Origin of the sequence: Pantoea sp. V106_11, assembly GCF_029967885.1 — a bacterium.
GTDB classification, from domain to species: Bacteria; Pseudomonadota; Gammaproteobacteria; order Enterobacterales; family Enterobacteriaceae; genus Pantoea; species Pantoea ananatis.
The window spans coordinates 130656-148148 of the sequence record NZ_JASCAK010000023.1 but is presented as its reverse complement, the minus strand read 5'-3'; the positions used below and the strand labels follow the sequence as shown (position 1 = coordinate 148148).

17 protein-coding genes are annotated in these 17493 nt (G+C 51.1%); 9 read left to right on the top strand and 8 right to left on the bottom strand.

Going from position 1 to position 17493, the window contains the following annotated elements:
• Window positions 1–35: 35 nt before the first annotated feature.
• A complete protein-coding gene (locus QLG08_RS06710) occupies window positions 36–1406 on the bottom strand; it encodes a tyrosine phenol-lyase (protein ID WP_282472860.1) in 1371 nt (456 codons plus the stop codon).
• 744 nt (window positions 1407–2150) lie between these two features.
• On the bottom strand, window positions 2151–3137 hold the full coding sequence (locus QLG08_RS06705) for a D-threonate 4-phosphate dehydrogenase (protein ID WP_014604602.1): 987 nt from the start codon (window positions 3135–3137) through the stop codon (window positions 2151–2153).
• A gap of 465 nt (window positions 3138–3602) precedes the next feature.
• Here QLG08_RS06705 and QLG08_RS06700 point away from each other — a divergent pair, with 465 nt between their 5' ends.
• The 6 genes from QLG08_RS06700 (at window position 3603) to QLG08_RS06675 (ending at window position 9466) form a co-directional block, all read left to right on the top strand.
• On the top strand, window positions 3603–4748 hold the full coding sequence (locus QLG08_RS06700; RefSeq protein ID WP_019105847.1) for an iron-containing alcohol dehydrogenase: 1146 nt from the start codon (window positions 3603–3605) through the stop codon (window positions 4746–4748).
• Window positions 4749–4767: 19 nt separating this feature from the next.
• Window positions 4768–5652, top strand: a complete 885-nt coding sequence (locus QLG08_RS06695; RefSeq protein ID WP_013027814.1) for a dihydrodipicolinate synthase family protein — start codon at window positions 4768–4770, stop codon at window positions 5650–5652.
• A 76-nt stretch (window positions 5653–5728) separates the two neighbouring features.
• Entirely contained in the window at window positions 5729–7150 is a 1422-nt protein-coding gene (locus QLG08_RS06690) for a sodium:solute symporter family protein (protein WP_272847719.1), read from the top strand.
• A 1-nt stretch (window position 7151) separates the two neighbouring features.
• The gene (locus tag QLG08_RS06685; protein ID WP_105078508.1) at window positions 7152–8309 is read left to right on the top strand and encodes an exo-alpha-sialidase; all 1158 of its coding nucleotides are present in this window, start codon (window positions 7152–7154) and stop codon (window positions 8307–8309) included.
• Window positions 8310–8313: 4 nt separating this feature from the next.
• Window positions 8314–8784 (top strand): YhcH/YjgK/YiaL family protein, encoded by a 471-nt coding sequence (locus tag QLG08_RS06680; RefSeq protein WP_013027811.1) that lies wholly within the window; start codon window positions 8314–8316, stop codon window positions 8782–8784.
• A gap of 1 nt (window position 8785) precedes the next feature.
• Window positions 8786–9466, top strand: coding sequence for an SDR family oxidoreductase (locus QLG08_RS06675; protein WP_272847718.1), 681 nt, complete (start codon window positions 8786–8788; stop codon window positions 9464–9466).
• Window positions 9467–9651: 185 nt separating this feature from the next.
• Here the strand turns inward: QLG08_RS06675 and QLG08_RS06670 are convergent, their stop codons facing one another.
• Window positions 9652–10053, bottom strand: a complete 402-nt coding sequence (locus QLG08_RS06670) for a cupin domain-containing protein (protein WP_014604599.1) — start codon at window positions 10051–10053, stop codon at window positions 9652–9654.
• A 248-nt stretch (window positions 10054–10301) separates the two neighbouring features.
• Here QLG08_RS06670 and QLG08_RS06665 point away from each other — a divergent pair, with 248 nt between their 5' ends.
• Window positions 10302–11099 carry a MetQ/NlpA family ABC transporter substrate-binding protein gene (locus QLG08_RS06665; RefSeq protein WP_013027808.1) on the top strand — a complete coding sequence of 266 codons (798 nt, stop codon included), beginning with the start codon at window positions 10302–10304 and terminating at the stop codon, window positions 11097–11099.
• 56 nt (window positions 11100–11155) lie between these two features.
• Here QLG08_RS06665 and QLG08_RS06660 read toward each other — a convergent pair whose 3' ends face one another.
• Entirely contained in the window at window positions 11156–11863 is a 708-nt protein-coding gene (locus tag QLG08_RS06660; protein WP_014333068.1) for a phage antirepressor KilAC domain-containing protein, read from the bottom strand.
• 435 nt (window positions 11864–12298) lie between these two features.
• Here QLG08_RS06660 and QLG08_RS06655 point away from each other — a divergent pair, with 435 nt between their 5' ends.
• Both QLG08_RS06655 and QLG08_RS06650 read left to right on the top strand, forming a co-directional pair.
• Window positions 12299–12733, top strand: coding sequence for a 6,7-dimethyl-8-ribityllumazine synthase (locus QLG08_RS06655; RefSeq protein ID WP_272847717.1), 435 nt, complete (start codon window positions 12299–12301; stop codon window positions 12731–12733).
• A gap of 81 nt (window positions 12734–12814) precedes the next feature.
• A complete protein-coding gene (locus QLG08_RS06650; RefSeq protein WP_014333065.1) occupies window positions 12815–13288 on the top strand; it encodes a nuclear transport factor 2 family protein in 474 nt (157 codons plus the stop codon).
• Between the two features lie 226 nt (window positions 13289–13514).
• Here the strand turns inward: QLG08_RS06650 and QLG08_RS06645 are convergent, their stop codons facing one another.
• The 4 genes from QLG08_RS06645 to budA all read right to left on the bottom strand — a co-directional run bounded on the left by QLG08_RS06645 (window position 13515) and on the right by budA (window position 17452).
• Window positions 13515–13952: a hypothetical protein gene (locus tag QLG08_RS06645; protein ID WP_272847716.1), complete on the bottom strand. Its 438-nt coding sequence runs from the start codon at window positions 13950–13952 to the stop codon at window positions 13515–13517.
• 223 nt (window positions 13953–14175) lie between these two features.
• Window positions 14176–14949, bottom strand: a complete 774-nt coding sequence (locus QLG08_RS06640) for a (S)-acetoin forming diacetyl reductase (RefSeq protein ID WP_272847723.1) — start codon at window positions 14947–14949, stop codon at window positions 14176–14178.
• A 24-nt stretch (window positions 14950–14973) separates the two neighbouring features.
• Entirely contained in the window at window positions 14974–16653 is a 1680-nt protein-coding gene (alsS, locus tag QLG08_RS06635) for an acetolactate synthase AlsS (RefSeq protein WP_014604595.1), read from the bottom strand.
• A gap of 16 nt (window positions 16654–16669) precedes the next feature.
• Window positions 16670–17452, bottom strand: a complete 783-nt coding sequence (gene budA, locus QLG08_RS06630) for an acetolactate decarboxylase (protein WP_272847715.1) — start codon at window positions 17450–17452, stop codon at window positions 16670–16672.
• Window positions 17453–17493: the final 41 nt, after the last annotated feature.

The following is a 17493-nucleotide window of genomic DNA, read 5'->3' as shown; positions in this document are numbered from 1 at the left end:
GAGAGAAACAGGGCCCCTGCGGGGCCAGGGTTGTATTAAATAAAGTCAAAACGCGCAGTAAAGAAGCGAAGTTGTTTAGGTTCGTAAACAAACGTCAGACCACGAATATCTTCTTTATGCTGGTACAGTTTAATGATGCCATCGGCAACAACATCCATGTGCGCGTAAGTGTAAACACGGCGTGGAATAGTGAGACGTACCGTCTCCAGTTTGGGGCGATGGTTCTGCCCCGTTTCCTTGCTACGACCGGCGGAAACAATTCCACGTTCCATACTTCGCACGCCGGTTTCCATATAGATGCTGGCTGCCAGGCTCTGCGCAGGGAACTGATCCTGCGTCAGGTGTGGACAGAAACGACGAGCATCAAGAAATACCGCATGTCCGCCCGTCGGTTCAACAATGGGTACGCCGGCTTCACGGAGTTTATCGCCCAGATAGCGCACCTGTTTGACCCGATGTTCAATATATTCATACTGCATGGCTTCACGTAGCCCAATAGCCATTGCTTCCATATCCCGACCGGCCAGCCCGCCGTATGACGGCATACCTTCATAAACGACAACCAACTCTTTTGCCGCTGAGAACATCTCCTCATCGTTCATACACAAGAAGCCGCCGATATTCACCAGACAATCTTTTTTACCGCTCATGGTGCACCCATCGGCATAGCTGAACATTTCATGCACGATATCTTTGATACTGACGTTCTCGTAGCCCGCCTCCTGCTCTTTGATAAAATAGGCATTTTCAACGCAACGGGTGGCATCGTAAAAGATCTTAATGCCATACGTGCTGGCCATTTCATGTACGGCGCGCATATTTGCCATTGAAACGGGCTGCCCACCCGCCAGATTCACGGTGACCGCAAGGCAGATATAGGCAATGTTCTCGGCGCCTTTTTCTTTAATGAGCGTCGCTAATTTATTCAGGTCAATATCACCTTTAAAGGGGAGATTCAGGCTGGCGTCATGTGCTTCATCGCGGACAATATCCACAAAGGTTGCGCCATTTTTTTCCTGATGGAAGCGGGTTGTTGTAAAGTACATATTTCCTGCGACATATTGACCGGGCTTAATGGCCAGCTGCGAGAGCAGGTTTTCCGCCCCGCGTCCCTGGTGGGTTGGAACGATGTGTTTGAAACCAAACAACTCTTTCACCGTTTTTTCGAGATGGTAGAAGTTTTCACTGCCTGCGTAGGCTTCATCACCAATCATCATCCCTGCCCACTGCTTGTCACTCATGGCATTTGTACCGCTGTCTGTCAGCAGATCGATGTAGATATCCTTTGAATTCAGTAAAAACGTGTTATAGCCCGCTTCTTGCATTTTTTTAACACGCTCATCGCGTGAGATCATTGATACGGTTTCAACACTTTTAATGCGGAAAGGCTCGGCAGGATAGTTCATGTTTATTTCTCCAGTTATCCATTTTCATACGCAGAAAAATGCGCGTCGAATAAGTCTGGTGCATAGATGAAATGCACAGGAAGATATAACAATAACCTCAGAATCGAGGTGGAAATAATACGACACCATCATGCGGGATTTATCATGCGATGAAAATAGCCGCGTCACTATGCGCGCCTTTCTGACAATGTATAAAACGTAAAAATGATTAAACATCAAAAAAAGATCGGCCATGCATGCTGAATATTCATAGCGTTAGCGTAACGGCCGTCGGTCATACAGAAACAGAAAAGTCGGTTAAGGTTGATAACAATGAAAACTTATCTTTCCATTTTCTTTATAGGTAATAAATGTGACATTTTTAACCAGATAATATGAGGCAGCGATCACCTAAAAAATGAATAATCACACCGGTTGCTTAAAATCCGTAAACTTCAATGTACATCGCCGAGTTATTAACTGAGCGGCGAATGTTAATGACGTTGAAATAAGAAAGTCGCTACAGCACTGAGACAATCCATTCATATTATCCCACTGAGGCAGGTCGCTGCCGATCAAAACTTAAATAAAGAGAACTTATGTAATAGAGCATGACTATCTGCTCGTAGTCATTTGCAAGCGAAGTGGAGGTAACGTGTTGAGGTGGATGGGTTGTGGACAGCGATGACGCTTCAGCCCGGTGAAGAAAAGGCGATGTCTTGCCATCGCCTGAGTGACCAGAAAGCATTAGCTTTCGATAAATTATTACTCCCGGGTAATCTTCATGGCCATATCAATTGATATCGCCATACTCTCCGGATTAGCCTTACCTGTCCAGGCGATGTTAAATGCCGTACCGTGATCGGCTGAAGTACGCAGGAAAGGCAATCCTGCCGTGATGTTCACCCCGTCGTAAAAGCCAAGCAGCTTAAGCGGAATATGCCCCTGATCGTGATACATGGCGACAACAATGTCGTACATGCCTTCGTTACACTGCATGAAAACGGTGTCCGGTGGACAGGGGCCGTACACATCCATGCCCTGCGCTTTCATCGCTTCGACAGCGGGCGTCAGAATACGGATCTCTTCATCGCCAAACAGACCATTTTCACCCGCATGTGGGTTTACTCCTGCCACCGCAATACGCGGTTGGCTGAAACCGACCCGGCGTAAAAAGGTATCGGCAATCCTCACCACCGTTTCCACCCGCGCCTGACTCAGCGTATCCAGAAACTTGCGCAGGGAAATATGTGTGGTGACATGAATGACTTTCAGTTTATCGGTGTAGAGCACCATCGAATAATCTTTGGTGTCCGTTAGCTTCGCGAGTAATTCGGTATGGCCCGGATAGTGATGCCCTGCCAGATGCAGCGCTTCTTTATTCAGCGGCGCAGTCGCAATCGCCTTTACCTCACCACGCAGCGCCATTTCGGTCGCGCGCTTGATGCAACGGTAGGCCACATCACCGGCTTCTGGCTGAACCACACCACATTGCAACGCTTCGGGATGCGCCACCTTCTCATCAATAATATGAAGGATGCCGGGCGTGAACCGTGCCTCAGAAACCTGGTCGATCACCCGGAGTTCAACCTGAGGTGTGATGTTCATGGCCAGTATGCGGCGGAAAGTCTCAGCGCAGCCGATAACAACCGCGGGTGAACCATTCAATGCACCTTCGGCTAACGCTTTAATAATGATTTCAGGACCGATCCCGGCAGGATCTCCCATTGTTATAGCAACAGTATTCGTCACCTGTTTTCTCCTCAACGAAGCTCAATATTTCTGAAAGGGTGGTTTCATCTCCGAAAACACCGACTTTAATCAATACAGTCAGACTCCGGCCGCGGCCGGGAAAGTATCTGTATGGCGCACAATCACCCGCCCGGCCCTCAATTCTGAATCCCGTCGCGCACGATGCCGTCGCAATCTCCGCACCTGAGTAATACCGCATTTGACGGTGCGCTGCGCATCACCAACGGAACACGCACCAGGCAGCAAATCGCGTGCTGCTCACTGACGGCTTCAGCTAAAGGCGCATTTACATACAGCGACCAGGTGTGCAAAGCACCCGCTCGATCATTTGATTATATTCAATCACAATCGATTATATGTGAGCAAGATCAATTTAATAAAGCGCCATTTTATTTATAAATTTAGTCGCTGAGTGATTGCGCTACAGCAGCATGATGAATTTCAGTCATAAACGGGGAGAAGAATGTGGCCATAATTAACAGCACGATATTAAGCGGTTCTCATGCGATAAACGCACTGGCGCCCGTCGTGGCGGGCAGAAAACGACTGCTGGTTTTAACAGATAAAAACATTGTGAATTTGCCGGCAACAGCGCAGATCCTCACGCTACTGGGGCAGGATGCTCGTCAGGTAGAGCTCATTGACGATGTTCCGGCAGAGCCGACGCATACTGACGTTGAAACAGTGCTGACGCGCACGGCAGGTAAGGCCTATGATTTGGTCGTGGGTGTTGGTGGCGGAAGCGTGTTGGATGTGGCGAAGCTCCTCTCGGTTTTATGCCATGCGTCCCGTCCTTCGCTCAAGGCTCTGCTGGACGGTCAGAAAATTGAAGCGCGCTTGCCGTCGCTGCTCATTCCTTCTACTGCGGGCACAGGATCGGAATCGACCCCAAATGCCATTCTGGCCATTCCCGAGCAAAATACCAAAGTCGGTATTATTTCGCCTGTCATGCTGCCAGATTATGTTGCCCTGATACCTGAGCTGACAACCAGCATGCCAGCGCATATCGCCTCATCAACGGGAATTGATGCGCTGTGCCATTTACTTGAGTGCTACACCGCAACGATTTCGAACCCTGTCGGTGACAATGTTGCACTCATGGGGTTGTATAAATTATTCCGTCATCTGGAAACCTCCGTTAATGAACCGCATAACCTGACAGCCAAGCTGGAAATGCTGTGGGCCTCTTATTATGGCGGTGCAGCCATTGCCCATGCCGGTACCCATCTTGTTCATGCCCTGTCCTATCCCTTAGGCGGTACCTGGCATCTGCCTCACGGTGTCGCTAACGCCATTCTGCTGGCGCCCTGCATGAAAGTAGTGCGGCCCTTTGCGGTGGAGAAATTTGCCAACGTCTGGGATCTGATCCCGGAAGCCGATACCACGCTGAGTCAGGAAGAGAAATCACATGCGCTGGTTGACTATCTGGCCAAATTAGTCAAACGCCTCAACCTGCCTGATAACCTGGAAGCCCTGGGTGTGCCATCCGATGATATCGATTCCCTCAGTGAAGCGGCTCTGAACGTGAAGCGATTGATGAACAATTCGCCTTGCGTAGTCAGCCATCAGGATGTGGCTGCAATTTACCGGACACTTTTCCCCAAGATTTAATTTAAAAAAGGAGTGGGTAATGCGTAAGAAAATTGAAGGTGTGTTAACAGCTATTGTTACCCCTTTTGATAAAGAAGGCGGACTTAACCTTGATGAACTTAAGCGTCAGGTTATTCGCCAACTTAATGCGGGCAACGGTATTTTCTGTGGCGGCACTAACGGTGAGTTTTTTGTCCTTAATGAGAAAGAGAAACTCACTGTTACTGAAACCTGTGTTAATGAAGTATCGGGGCGCGGAAACGTTGTGGCGCATATTGGTGAGATTTCCACCCGCGAAACCATTCGGCTGGGCAAACAAATCGAAAAACTGGGCGTGGACGCAGTTTCGGTGATTACGCCTTATTTTGTGCCGCTTAATCAGCGCGAACTCATTCATCATTACACGGCCATTGCGGATGCCCTTTCCGTTCCGGTGTTTTTGTATAACATTCCGGCCAGGACGGGTAATACGATCGAGCCACAAACGGCCCGCACACTTGCTGAACACCCGAATATTATTGGCGTGAAAGACAGCGCCGGAAGCTATGAAAGCCTGAAAGGTTATCTGGATGCCGTTAAGGACAGTAAAGACTTCGATGTGCTGAACGGTCCGGACTCACTGATTCACCAGGGCTATGTCGAGGGATGCTCAGCCTGTATTTCAGGCCTGGCTAACGTCGCGCCGCGTCAAATCAATGCTATCTGGTCTCGCTTCCATGCCGGAGATCGTGAAGGATCGCGGCTGGCGCAAGAGCAGGTCACGGGCTTACGCACAGACCTTTATAAAGTGGCATTTTCACCCGCAGCAGTTAAAAAAGCGTTGCAGATTTTAGGTTATAACGTGGGCGAAAGCCGTTATGCCGTTCACTTTGATACCGCACAGGAAGATGAAATCCGCAGAATCATCAACCTGTACCTGAAATGATAATAAGAAGTAATAAAACGTAAAGACAGGGAGTCGCTGTGCTCCCCGAATTTATCTTGTTATATCTGAGGCTATAATGAAAACTTTCAACGCTCAGGACACCCTGATAATTATTGGCATCGTGGTGGCTTATATTTTATTTACCACCTGGCTAACGTTTCGCTTACGCAGTAAAAACTCTGGCGATTTTATGGAAGGCTCACGCGCCATGCCCGCCTTTATTGTTGGTATTCTGCTGATGTCAGAATATATAGGGGCAAAGTCGACCATCGGCACCGCGCAGGCCGCTTTTGAAGGCGGTATTGCCGCGTCATGGTCTGTTATTGGTGCGGCAATCGGTTTTCCGTTATTTGGTATGATTCTGGTTAAACGTATTTATAACACCGGCAAAATTACCATTTCGGGCGCCATCGCTGAAAAATACGGTAGCAGTACCAAGAATATCATTTCACTGATTATGATTTATGCCCTGCTGCTGGTAAACGTGGGTAATTATGTGAGTGGTGCCGCAGCTATCGCGACGGTCTTACACGTTACCCTGCCCATTGCTGCGTTTATCACCGCTATCGTCAGTACCTTCTACTTTGCGTTTGGTGGTTTAAAGGGAATCGCCTGGGTCACCATGCTGCACAGCGCGCTGAAGTATTTTGGTATTCTGGCTATTTTGTGGTTTGCACTGTCGCAAACGGGCGGCTTCAAACCCATGATCGACGAAATGCCCGCCTATTACTGGACCTGGGATGGTAATATCGGCGTATCAACCATCGTTGCCTGGCTCATCGGTACTATTGGTTCGATTTTCTGCACACAGTTTGTTATTCAGGCTATCTCCTCAACTAAAGACGTGAAATCTGCCCAGCGCTCCACGTGGATTGCTTTCCTGTTCTGTATGCCGATTGCGCTGGCGATTGCGGTGATCGGTGTGGCCGCAAAGTACCTGCATCCAGAAATTAACAGCCTGTACGCCATGCCGGTGTTTTTGCAGGACATGAACCCCTGGCTGGCGGGTCTGGTAACGACCTCGCTGGTGGCCTCCATCTTTGTCAGCGTCAGTACCGTCGCTCTGGCGATCGCCTCACTGGTAGTGAAAGATTTCTATGTGCCTTATTTCAAACCGACGCCCGATCAGGAATTTAAAACAACGCGCTGGTTATCACTGTTGATTGGTTTCCTGCCGTTGATTTTTGTTCTGTTCGTGCCTGAAGTCTTAAAACTCTCTTTCTTTACACGTGCTATTCGTCTGTCTATTACCGTTGTTGCGGTGATTGCCTTCTACGCGCCGTTCTACAGAAGTACGCGTGGGGCAAATGCGGGCCTGGTGGGCGCCTGTGTGGTGACTTCCATCTGGTATCTGTTAGGCGATCCTTTTGGTATCAACAACATGTATATCGCGCTACTGACACCGGCATTGATTATGGCTATTGACCATATGATCCCAAGTAAAGCCCGGACCCAGGCCGCTGTAGAGGCAAAAAATGCAGCAAGCAAAGGAGAATAAAATGACCGTAACCGTAATTCGTGATGGCCATCTGAAGCCATGGGAAAAAGATGGCCGAGTAATGACGGCAATGTTGCCTTCGTCATGCCCGCAAAACCACGCCGCCAATATTTTGCCACTGCAGGATGGTTCCCTGCTCTGCGTCTGGTTTGGCGGAACACAGGAAGGGATTGCCGATATCTCCGTCTGGTGCTCTCGCTTGCCGGCAGGCGCTGACACCTGGAGCGAAGCCGTCAAACTGTCTGACGATCCCACGCGGTCTGAGCAAAACCCTGTGCTGTTTCTCGCGCCCAATAATGTTCTCTGGCTATTGTGGACGGCGCAGATCTCCGGCAATCAGGATACTGCGATTGTCCGATACCGCCAGTCCAGCGATCTTGGCCAAACCTGGGGCCCGATCGATACGCTGTTAGATAAGCCAGGCACCTTTATCCGTCAGCCCATTACCGTTCTGGATAACGGTAACTGGTTACTGCCCGTGTTCTACTGCCGCACCCAGCCAGGTGAAAAATGGGTAGGTAATGATGATATCAGCGCGGTGAAAATTTCGTCTGATCAGGGCAAAAGCTGGCGAGATGTGGTCGTGCCAGACAGCCTGGGTTGTGTACACATGAATATCACCGCCTTACAGGATGGTTCGCTAGTTGCCCTTTACCGCAGCCGCTGGGCGGATCATATCTATCTGAGCCGCTCCACCGATGGCGGAGAAACCTGGTCAGCGCCCGAGGCCACTGTTTTACCTAACAACAACTCTTCTATTCAGGTGACGACGCTGCACAGCGGCGAGCTGGCGCTGGTATTTAACAATATGAGTGCGGCCGGGGCCACAGAACGTCGTGCCTCTCTATATGATGAGATCGATGACGGTGATGGCAGAAAAGAGCCGGAAACGACGGGCCGTACCGCATTCTGGGGGGCACCGCGCGCGCCTATGACCGTGGCTATTTCAGCGGATGGCGGCAAGACCTGGCCATGGCAGAAAAACCTCGATGAAGGCGATGGATACTGTATGACCAATAACTCTCAGGAAAAACGCAACCGTGAATTTTCCTATCCCAGCATCAAGCAGGATGCTGGGGGGACTTTGCATATCGCTTATACCTATTTTCGTCAGGCAATTAAATACGCGCGCGTCACGCCTGAGTGGGTGAAGGAGTAATCTGATGATTGTTGGAAATCTGAACAACCTGGCCCTGGCAGGATTACCTGAACCCTTACTGGCCCTGCTCCGTTTACCCTCATGCACGTTTGAGGCACTGGCAGCAAAAGATATCGGTAAATGGCAGCCAGAAAATGTTGCGTGGTTTTGTAATATTCAGCAGGCCACTACCGAAGATGCCGCGTTACGGCACACCGAATATCACCATCTTTGGGCGGATATTCAGGTGATGCTGGAAGGCGAAGAGATTATCAACGCCGGTACGCAGTCCGTCGCGAAGACGGATGATGAAGAGAAGAAACCCGATCTGTTCATCACCCGCCCCCGCGAATGGCCCGTGAGCATAACGCTACGCAAAGGGGACTTTGCGGTGTTTCTGCCCGGTGAGCCTCATCAGGCGCTGTGCGCGGTCAACGAACCGATGACGGTCCGCAAAGCGGTGTTTAAAGTGCCAAAATCTATGTTAGGAGACTGAGATGCGTCACGCTATCGTCACGGGATACAGTTCCGGTATCGGCCAGGCCATCACCCATCATCTGCTGAATAACGGCTGGAAAGTGACGGGACTTAGCAGAACCCAGGGAGAGATGGCCTCACCGAACCTTAACTGGGTTGCCGTGGATTTAACGGATGCGGAACAGCTTAAGTCGGTTATCAGCACACTCGATACGCCGGATGCGTTGATACATGCAGCAGGGATGATGGTGGCCGCCCCCTTAGGCGAACTTGATAGCGCTGCCGGCACGCGCCTGTGGTCGTTGCACGTTCAGGCGGCGGAAGTCCTGGTGAACCACTTTGTGCCGATGATGCAGCCTGGCAGCAGGATTGTCATTATAGGTAGCCGCACGTCGCGAGGTGCCGCTAACCGCTCGCAGTACGCTGCAACCAAAGCGGCGCTGGTTGGCATGGTTCGCTCGTGGGGAATGGAGCTGGCACCGCGTAACATCACTGTTAACGTTGTTGCGCCTGGTGCGACCGAAACCCCCATGCTCACCCGACCTGAACGTACGTCGTCGGCCCCTATGGTTCCGCCGATTGGCCGGCTCATTCAACCTGAAGAAGTCGCCTCGCTAGTGGGTTATCTACTCAGCGAACCCGCCGCAGCCATTACGGGCCAGGAACTGGTTATCTGCGGCGGCGCCTCGCTGAAAGCGTAATGAGAGTTGCATACAAACGTAAACCAGCCTTCACCGGCTGGTTTTTTTTGCGCCATGACCCTACACAGTATTCCAGATGCCAAATGCGCACCCTGAATCAGGTTTTCTGCCCCGTTCACGCGATCTGCAAAGGACTGGCTCCAGCAAGTGTTTAACCCGAAACTGTACCGGTAGGCATTCTCACGCTAGAACTCTTCAGGTTCGCCGGGAAGCGGGTCGGTCAGCTCCATCCCTTTCACCCCCGCATAGGTAATCACCAACTCAGCAGGCGTGTTCAGCGTAAAGCCGCGATGTGCGCTGTTCACCGTTTCATTTAACGCTTCGCCAGCCTGAAAGGTTTGCTGCTCACCCGTTTCTTTATCCTCAACCACAAGCGTACCTGACAGGATAAAGCACGCATTCGGCATGGGATGCGTATGCCAGGGTAACGAAGAATGAGCAGGAATGGTCAGGCGCATCACGGTCAGTTCGGGTTCACCCTGCGGATAAGCGTCAATGTGTTGACCGTTCCATGCTTCACTACTTTTTAACACCTGTACGGCAACGATTTTATTATCTGATGATTTATCTGAATGATTCCCTGACATGGCTTCTCCTGACTCGCGTCGGCAATACTGAAATGAATAACGTGTTTAAACGTAGCCTATGATCGTGTTCGACGACGTCAATTACCCTGCCAGCGGTTAAAAACGCCAGGATAGCGCCTGATGACCACGCGGTGAATTTTTAGACAAATCATGCAGTAATGGTTATATCTTATATCGCCGCGTCAGTACGCAAGGCGGATAATTTGTATTAGGCTTTTGACATCTTTTACTGATGGGAATCGCTACTAATGAAAGGTTTATTTACGGCGCTAATCGCCAGTTCCGTATTACTGTTGTCCGCCTGCTCACCTGATAACGATCATAAAGTTAAAGTGGCGATCAACACCGGTCCCGACGAAGCTATCTGGCAGGAAGTTCAGAAAATTGCCAAAGACAAGTATCAGCTGGATGTTGAAGTGCTTAACTTCAACGATTACGTGCTGCCAAACGAAGCGCTGAACAATAAAGAAGTTGATGCCAATGCCTTTCAGAGCCTCCCCTATTTGGAAGAACAGTCTAAAGAGCGTGGCTACAAATTTGCCGTTGTCGGTAAAACCTTTGTTTTCCCTATCGCTGCCTATTCTCACAAGATTAAAAACATCAGCGAACTCAAAGATGGCGATACGATTACCCTTTCTAATGAGGCCACAACGCTGGGCCGCAGTCTGTTGCTGTTGCAGGCTCAGGGCTTAATTAAGCTCAAAGACGGCGTGGGCTATTTGCCGACCTCGCTGGATATCATCGAAAACCCTAAGCATCTGAAGCTGGTTGAGGTGGATACGCCGCAGTTAACCCGTACTCTTGACGATCCAAATGTCACGCTTTCAATCATAAATACCAACTTCTCTGCCCAGGCTGGCCTGTCGGCGCGTCGCGATGGGTTGTTTATGGAAAGCGCCTCATCGCCTTACGTCAATGCGTTGGTATCACGTCAGGACAACAAAGACAGCGATAAAATCCAAAAGCTGAAGTCTGCGTTACAGTCTCCGGAAGTCGCGGCCAAAGCAGAAGAAGTTTACAAAGGTGATGCGATCAAAGGCTGGTAAAAGGCTGGCTGAAACAGGCCGCATCGTCAGCGGCCTGTTCCACGCTAGAAGTGAGGCTAAGCCGCCGCACCTTTGAGTTGAGCAGAGAGATGTCCGGCCCACAGGCTGGCAATCCATCTGACACCATTGGCGGTAAAGCGAGCCTGCGAGAAAGCATGCTGATTGTCCGCCGTACCTGAATGCAGTGTAAAGTAACCCGCCTGCAGATGGTAATGCTGGGGCCTTAAGGCTCCCTTGTCACGGAACATAATATTGCGCTCCAGCAGAAACTGGCGAAAATCTGGCTCTTTGGCTTTCAGCATTTTGCACAACTGACGGAAACCCAGAGACGTTTCAACGTTGACAAAGTGGTCAAAAAAAGCGGCTTTTGGTGCCGATTCTGCCAGTTGTTTCTCTGCTGCGCGTCGCTGTTCAAACTGTTCAGCCCAGGCACGAGCGGCTTCAGCAGGGTTCGTAAAATCTGGCAGATGAACACGCTCTTCAAGGGCCTGCCAGCGATCGAGCGCATCGGCCGTAAAACCCGGCGAAAGTCGGGCGACAGCCAGCAGAGAGTCGCGTTTATTCAGGCAGAACTCCTCACGCGTCTGGCCTTCGCGCTCATAGAGATTGACTGAAAGCGGCTGAGAAAGGCGCTGCGCCGTTTCAAGACTTTTAATTAAGCGTTTAACTTCGCCGTGCGTATTGCCGGTCATTTGGGCAATTTCACGGCTTGTCATCGTAATGGCATGATCCGTTGCTTTGAAGATTTCTGTCGATATCATCATGGGCTTTACCCCCTAATCATTCCAGACAACACCCAACGGGCAGTGGAATAATTATACAATTACCTGTTTAAATATCCAGTACTATTTTTAAGCTGATACATTAATGGAAAGCGTTACGCAAAAAGCGAGCATTGGCCAGACGGATAAAACACGACAGCGCTCTGGCGGATGATCCGCGCAAGATCGGTGCCGTCCGTAACGGTGGATGGCGGTAAAAGCGGATTAAAGATAAGCACGGATTATTGACATCAGTTTATAATGTCGGCCATAAGCAAGAGACGTCATCCGGCTCCGGCGCTCAGGTAGCCAGGTGATTTAAGAAGTGCTGAGCGAATTTACTGTGCTGCTCATCAGACAGCTTTATTTTTGATTCGGAAGAATGCGATCGTTTTGCGATTTCACGTGCACCGGATGTCACGTTTACTGGAGTAAGTTATGCAACCGTTAAGAGTCGCCTTTATCAAGGCAAACTGGCACAGCGACATTGTTTCTCAAACCCTGGCTGGCTTTAATCAGGAAATGGAAAACAGCGGCACGCGTTACGAAATTAAAACCTGGGACGTGCCTGGTGCCTTTGAGATGCCTTTACTGGCGCAGCGCCTGGCGCAGACAGGTCAGTTTGACGCCATTGTTTGTGCGGCCCTGGTCGTTGATGGTGGCATTTACCGCCACGACTTCGTGGCCCAGGCCGTGGTCAGTGGACTCATGCAGGCTCAGCTGGCTACCAATGTTCCCGTGTTTTCTGTTTCACTGACACCGCATAATTTTCAGCCTGCGGACGAATTCGTGCGTTTTTATACCGAGCATTTTGTGAAAAAAGGTAAAGAAGCGGCACGCGCCGTTTGTCAGGTTCACGCCATTTCGCTCTAAAACCTGCCCGTTTATGAATGTCATCAGCCGGCACTCCAATGCTGAAGTGTCGCTGAGTCTGCCAGCGTTTCAGGAGACCTTATGGAATCACCACGTCAGCCTCTACCCCCGTTTAACGATGTACAGGATGCGATAAAGAAAGTGCGCCTGGCAGAGGATGCCTGGAATAGCCGGGATCCCGAACGTGTTTCTCTGGCCTATTCTCCCGACAGCGCATGGCGAAATCGCGATAGGTTTATTACGGGCCGGGCCGAAATTGTGGCGTTTTTACGAGATAAATGGCAAAGGGAAGCAGAGTACCGATTGATCAAAGAGTTGTGGAGTTTTCATTCAAATCGTATCGCCGTGCGCTTTGCCTATGAGTGGCATGACAGCCAGGCAAACTGGTTCCGTTCCTACGGCAATGAGAACTGGGAATTTGATGAGAATGGCTACATGGTGAAACGCCATGCCAGCATTAACGACGTGGCCATTACCGACAGTCAGCGACTGTTTCACTGGCCTCAGGGCCGCCGACCGGACGATCATCCCTCTCTCAGTGAACTGGGGCTATAGGCATTCATTAACAGGCGCTATGGGTGATCCAAATTGCCATCGTGCCTCATGTGTCATCAAAAGCACAACGGCTGTCGTCAAGGGCGAGATTAACGCCATAAAGCACTGAGGTCACGGGCACTACACGGCAGGTCGACGTCAGCAGAGAGATAACCTGCTGCTGCCGTAACGCTATCTGAACGATCGCCAGGCAGTGAAATTCACGACCTGGCGTTAGCAGGACAGATTAGCCCTGTTCCTGCGTCTGTGCCGGCTGGGGTTCGCTCTGTTTAGGTTGTTCAACAAAGGTCGCCTTATTACGAGTCACGGTATAAGCCACTTTTTTAACGTCTTCAGGTGACGTTGTCACTTCAAGGGGATCAATAGTTACCCGCCCCAGGCCAAACAACGTGCGCACGTAACCGCCGACTTCATGTTTACCCGCGGGAACACGAAGGATTTTGCTTTCACCATTGGGCAGTTCGCCTGCATCTTTACCATCTACCGTCAGATAAATATGTGAACCGTCATCCGCACGCGTAATCACGTGTGAAACATCGATCTGGGTCTGTCCGGTCGTAAAATCATCCGCTGCCGCAGCGGGGGAATTGGCGGCTGGATGCCGGGCGCATCCGGCTAATGTTGTGGCGACCGCAAGTGCGGTAAAAAGATTACGATAACGCATTATAGCTGTCCTACTCCCTGGCAAATGAACGCATTATTTTAGCCGTTTCACTGAACGATGGAAGCCCGGAAACGCTCGGTATGCTCTTAAAATTGTCAGGAAATGAGGGAAAAAGTAAGCGGCGTTATTTTTTCACAGAACGTCATGCAGGATCTCAGCCTACCTCATGCGAGGTGACAGAATACCGGGCAGTCTGGCGCCGTAGCGCCAGACATTTTTCCGGTTAGCTAAACACCATGCCACCATCTACCAGTAACGACTGTCCGGTGATGTAATCAGAATCCGGGCCGGCAAGAAAGGCGACACAGGCTGCGACATCTTCGGGTTCTGATAACCGACCAAGCGTGATTCTTTTCGCAAACTCCTGAGTACCATAACCCACGGGTTTGCCTGCCGCTTCGGAAATCTGCCTGTCGATCTCCGCCCACATCGGTGTTTTAACAATACCAGGACAAAAGCCATTTACGGTGATCCCCGCCGGTGCCAGATCCCGTGCGGCAGTTTGTGTCAGGCCCCGAACAGCAAACTTGCTTGAGCTGTAAACTGCCAGCTCGGGATTGCCGACATGCCCGGCCTGAGAGCAGGCGTTAATAATTTTTCCGCCATGGCCTTCAGACGCGAATGCTTTTATCGCGGCCTGCATGCCCCAGATCACGCCTTTGACATTAACGTCGTAAACCTTGTTGATGACCTCTTCGGTGATTTCATCAATGGGCGTTGAGGGCGCGACACCTGCGTTATTCACAATGACGTTAAAATCACCCAATACGCTGCGCGCTTCTTCTACGGCATGAAATACCTGATCCCGTTTTGTTACATCCACCTTGATGGCAAACGCACGGCCGCCATCATTCTTAATCTTTTCCGCAACCTGCGACGCGGTTTCAATATTATAATCAGCCACGGCCACGGCAAATCCGTCTTTTGCCAGACGCAAGGCTATCGCCTCACCAATGCCCTGACCCGCACCTGTCACAAGCGCAACCCGCATTTTCATCATCGTTTCCTTATTCCGTTGAAATTAAAGTAACTGGCTGAGGTGAAGCTGCCCCATCAGCAAGTGGTTATCGGCGTAATCCACTGGCACTGCCACAACAGCAGGCCCCTGAACATCCATCGCTTTGCGCAGCGTGGGTTCCAGTTCGGAGGCACTGTTCACCGCGAATCCCGCCGCACCGAATGCTTCCGCATAGGCTTTAAAATCAATGGGCCCAAAGTTCACGCCTGAAACACGCTGATATTTTTTCTCTTCCTGCATCGCCACCATGTTGTAAGCATTATCGACCCAGACAATGTGTAAAATGTTGGCGTTGAGCCTGACGGCGGTTTCCAGCTCCATGCTTGACTGCAGGAAGCCGCCATCTCCTGAAACCGAGACGACTTTACGCTGTGGATCGACCAGCCAGGCACCAATCGCCCAGGGCAAGGCCACGCCCATGGTTTGCTGCCCGTTAGAAATCATGATTTGGCGCGCGCGGAAGCTGTAGAGATAGCGGGCAATCCAGATATGGAAGCTGCCCATATCAACGGTGAGGCTGACGTCGCTGTTGATAATGTCCTGCATCGCACGCACGATGCGCAGCGGATGAAGAGCAAACTGATTCAGGCTCGCGCCCTGTAATGCAAGTAACTGCCGCTGCTGCTGACGGTCCTCAAGGATACTGGCAGCCTCCTTGCTGAGCTGTAACGGCTGGCTGACCTTTTGTGCCAGTTTACGCAGCGTGGCGGCGATGTTGCCGACCAGCTCCGCATCTGGCAAATAGCGGTTGTCCGTTTCCGCTGGCACAACGTCAATGTGGATTAAGGTGGCATTCCCGCTGTTCCACATGGCAGGTTCATACTCAACCGGGCTGTAGCCGATGGTAATAATCAGGTCGGCCTGTTGCAGCAGCTTGTCGCCTGCCTGATTGTTGAAAAGTCCCACGCGACCGGCAAAACGGGAAAAGTGCTCCTGGCGAACGGCACCCGCAGCCTGATACGTGCTGGTTACCGGGATATGGCTGCGGTTTAACAGATCGTGAATGGCTTCGCTATTCTCAGGCTGGCTTGCCATCAGGCCCAGCAAGATCACGGGATTTTTTGCGTGGGCGATCTCACGGCTGACCGCATCAATCATCACATCCGGTGCCGCACCCAGCGTGATGCGGCCGTGATGGCTCAGCACCTTACCCGTGACCGGCTGATCAACGATATCCTGTGGCAGGCTGACAAACGCACCGCCGCCGCGACCGTGTTCAGCGTGACGAAACGCGTTTGATACACATTCCGCCAGTGCCGACGAGTCGGTGACTTCAACCGCATATTTTGTCACCGGGCGGAACATAGATACGGTATCAAGACTCTGGTGAACCTGCTTGGCGCTGTCGGAGCGTTTGACCGCGCCCCCAATAGCCACCACCGGGTCGCCCTCACTGGTTGCGGTAGCCATACCGGTCACCAGGTTTGAGCAGCCCGGACCGGATGTGACCAGCGCCACGCCAGCGTTACCCGTCAGACGGCCTACTGCCGCGGCCATAAAGGCGGCATTCGCCTCATGCCGCACGGGAATAGTCTGAATAGATGAATCCAGTAGGGAATCAAATACCTTATCAATTTTTGCGCCAGGGATGCCAAACACATGGCTGACGCCTTGCGCTTCAAGTTGCGCGACAACCAGGTCTGCACCGCAGTGCCAGAGCGTCGTATCAGAGAGAGTTTTCATATTTCAGGCCTCGTGATTAGCTTTCGACAGAACGGATGGCATCATCCAGATTTTCCGGCGTCAGGTTGGCATTAAGAAAGTCGGCGTTTTCAGGTAAATCGATCACCAGCTTGCTGATGGCACCAAAAGTCAGCGTGCCCTGCTCCAGCACATAATCCAGGATATGCCCACCGCCGGTTCTGTCGTCTGTGATGAAATGTTCGTGATATCCCGCGACGTTGATACCCTGCATGTACTGCGGCGTGCGGAAGCCAATAAGCTCGCCATGGCGGTGCGTGAATTCAAATATGGGCTGGTTTCCCAGAACTTCAGGCATCGATCGGTAAGGCCGGCACTGGCACGGAACGGTACGCGTCTGGACGGATGAAAAATGTCCGCTTACACGCAGTGCACAAAACTGGTTGTCGGAGGTGATTTCGCTGTCGATAAGCTGGTGCAGCGCATCGCGCTGAACCGCGCGTTCAAAAACGTGTTTATGCTGGGGTTGAAAAAAGGTCATTACCGCAAATGGCGTTTTCTGGTCAGGATCAGCAGGCCGGGCACTGCCATCGGCGCGCAGCTGATACACATTGCTGTCGAACGCAATGAGTTCACCATCCAGCTGATTGAAGGTTCCCAGACCAAAGTCACCTTTGCGCAGTAAGTCAGCAATCCTGGTTTCACCGTCATAAACACCACTCAGCAGCGCACTCATCAAAGAGGTTTGATACATAACACTTTCTGGCATGTTTTTTCGCAGCTTTTGGACGGTATATTTTAGTTGATCCTCGCAGGAACAATCAGTTACAAAATTGCTCATCGGATGCCTCGTAGGTTAACTGTTAAGCCGTGTTAACATAA

Bases quoted from the DNA above. Each gene is read 5' to 3' on its own strand.
- QLG08_RS06685 (WP_105078508.1), top strand. From the start codon at position 7,152: ATGACCGTAACCGTAATTCGTGATGGCCATCTGAAGCCATGGGAAAAA.
- budA (WP_272847715.1), bottom strand. From the start codon at position 17,452: ATGAGCAATTTTGTAACTGATTGTTCCTGCGAGGATCAACTAAAATAT.
- QLG08_RS06710 (WP_282472860.1), bottom strand. From the start codon at position 1,406: ATGAACTATCCTGCCGAGCCTTTCCGCATTAAAAGTGTTGAAACCGTA.
- alsS (WP_014604595.1), bottom strand. From the start codon at position 16,653: ATGAAAACTCTCTCTGATACGACGCTCTGGCACTGCGGTGCAGACCTG.
- QLG08_RS06695 (WP_013027814.1), top strand. From the start codon at position 4,768: ATGCGTAAGAAAATTGAAGGTGTGTTAACAGCTATTGTTACCCCTTTT.
- QLG08_RS06650 (WP_014333065.1), top strand. From the start codon at position 12,815: ATGGAATCACCACGTCAGCCTCTACCCCCGTTTAACGATGTACAGGAT.
- QLG08_RS06660 (WP_014333068.1), bottom strand. From the start codon at position 11,863: ATGATGATATCGACAGAAATCTTCAAAGCAACGGATCATGCCATTACG.
- QLG08_RS06690 (WP_272847719.1), top strand. From the start codon at position 5,729: ATGAAAACTTTCAACGCTCAGGACACCCTGATAATTATTGGCATCGTG.
- QLG08_RS06655 (WP_272847717.1), top strand. From the start codon at position 12,299: ATGCAACCGTTAAGAGTCGCCTTTATCAAGGCAAACTGGCACAGCGAC.
- QLG08_RS06645 (WP_272847716.1), bottom strand. From the start codon at position 13,952: ATGCGTTATCGTAATCTTTTTACCGCACTTGCGGTCGCCACAACATTA.
- QLG08_RS06670 (WP_014604599.1), bottom strand. From the start codon at position 10,053: ATGTCAGGGAATCATTCAGATAAATCATCAGATAATAAAATCGTTGCC.
- QLG08_RS06675 (WP_272847718.1), top strand. From the start codon at position 8,786: ATGCGTCACGCTATCGTCACGGGATACAGTTCCGGTATCGGCCAGGCC.
- QLG08_RS06665 (WP_013027808.1), top strand. From the start codon at position 10,302: ATGAAAGGTTTATTTACGGCGCTAATCGCCAGTTCCGTATTACTGTTG.
- QLG08_RS06640 (WP_272847723.1), bottom strand. From the start codon at position 14,949: ATGAAAATGCGGGTTGCGCTTGTGACAGGTGCGGGTCAGGGCATTGGT.
- QLG08_RS06680 (WP_013027811.1), top strand. From the start codon at position 8,314: ATGATTGTTGGAAATCTGAACAACCTGGCCCTGGCAGGATTACCTGAA.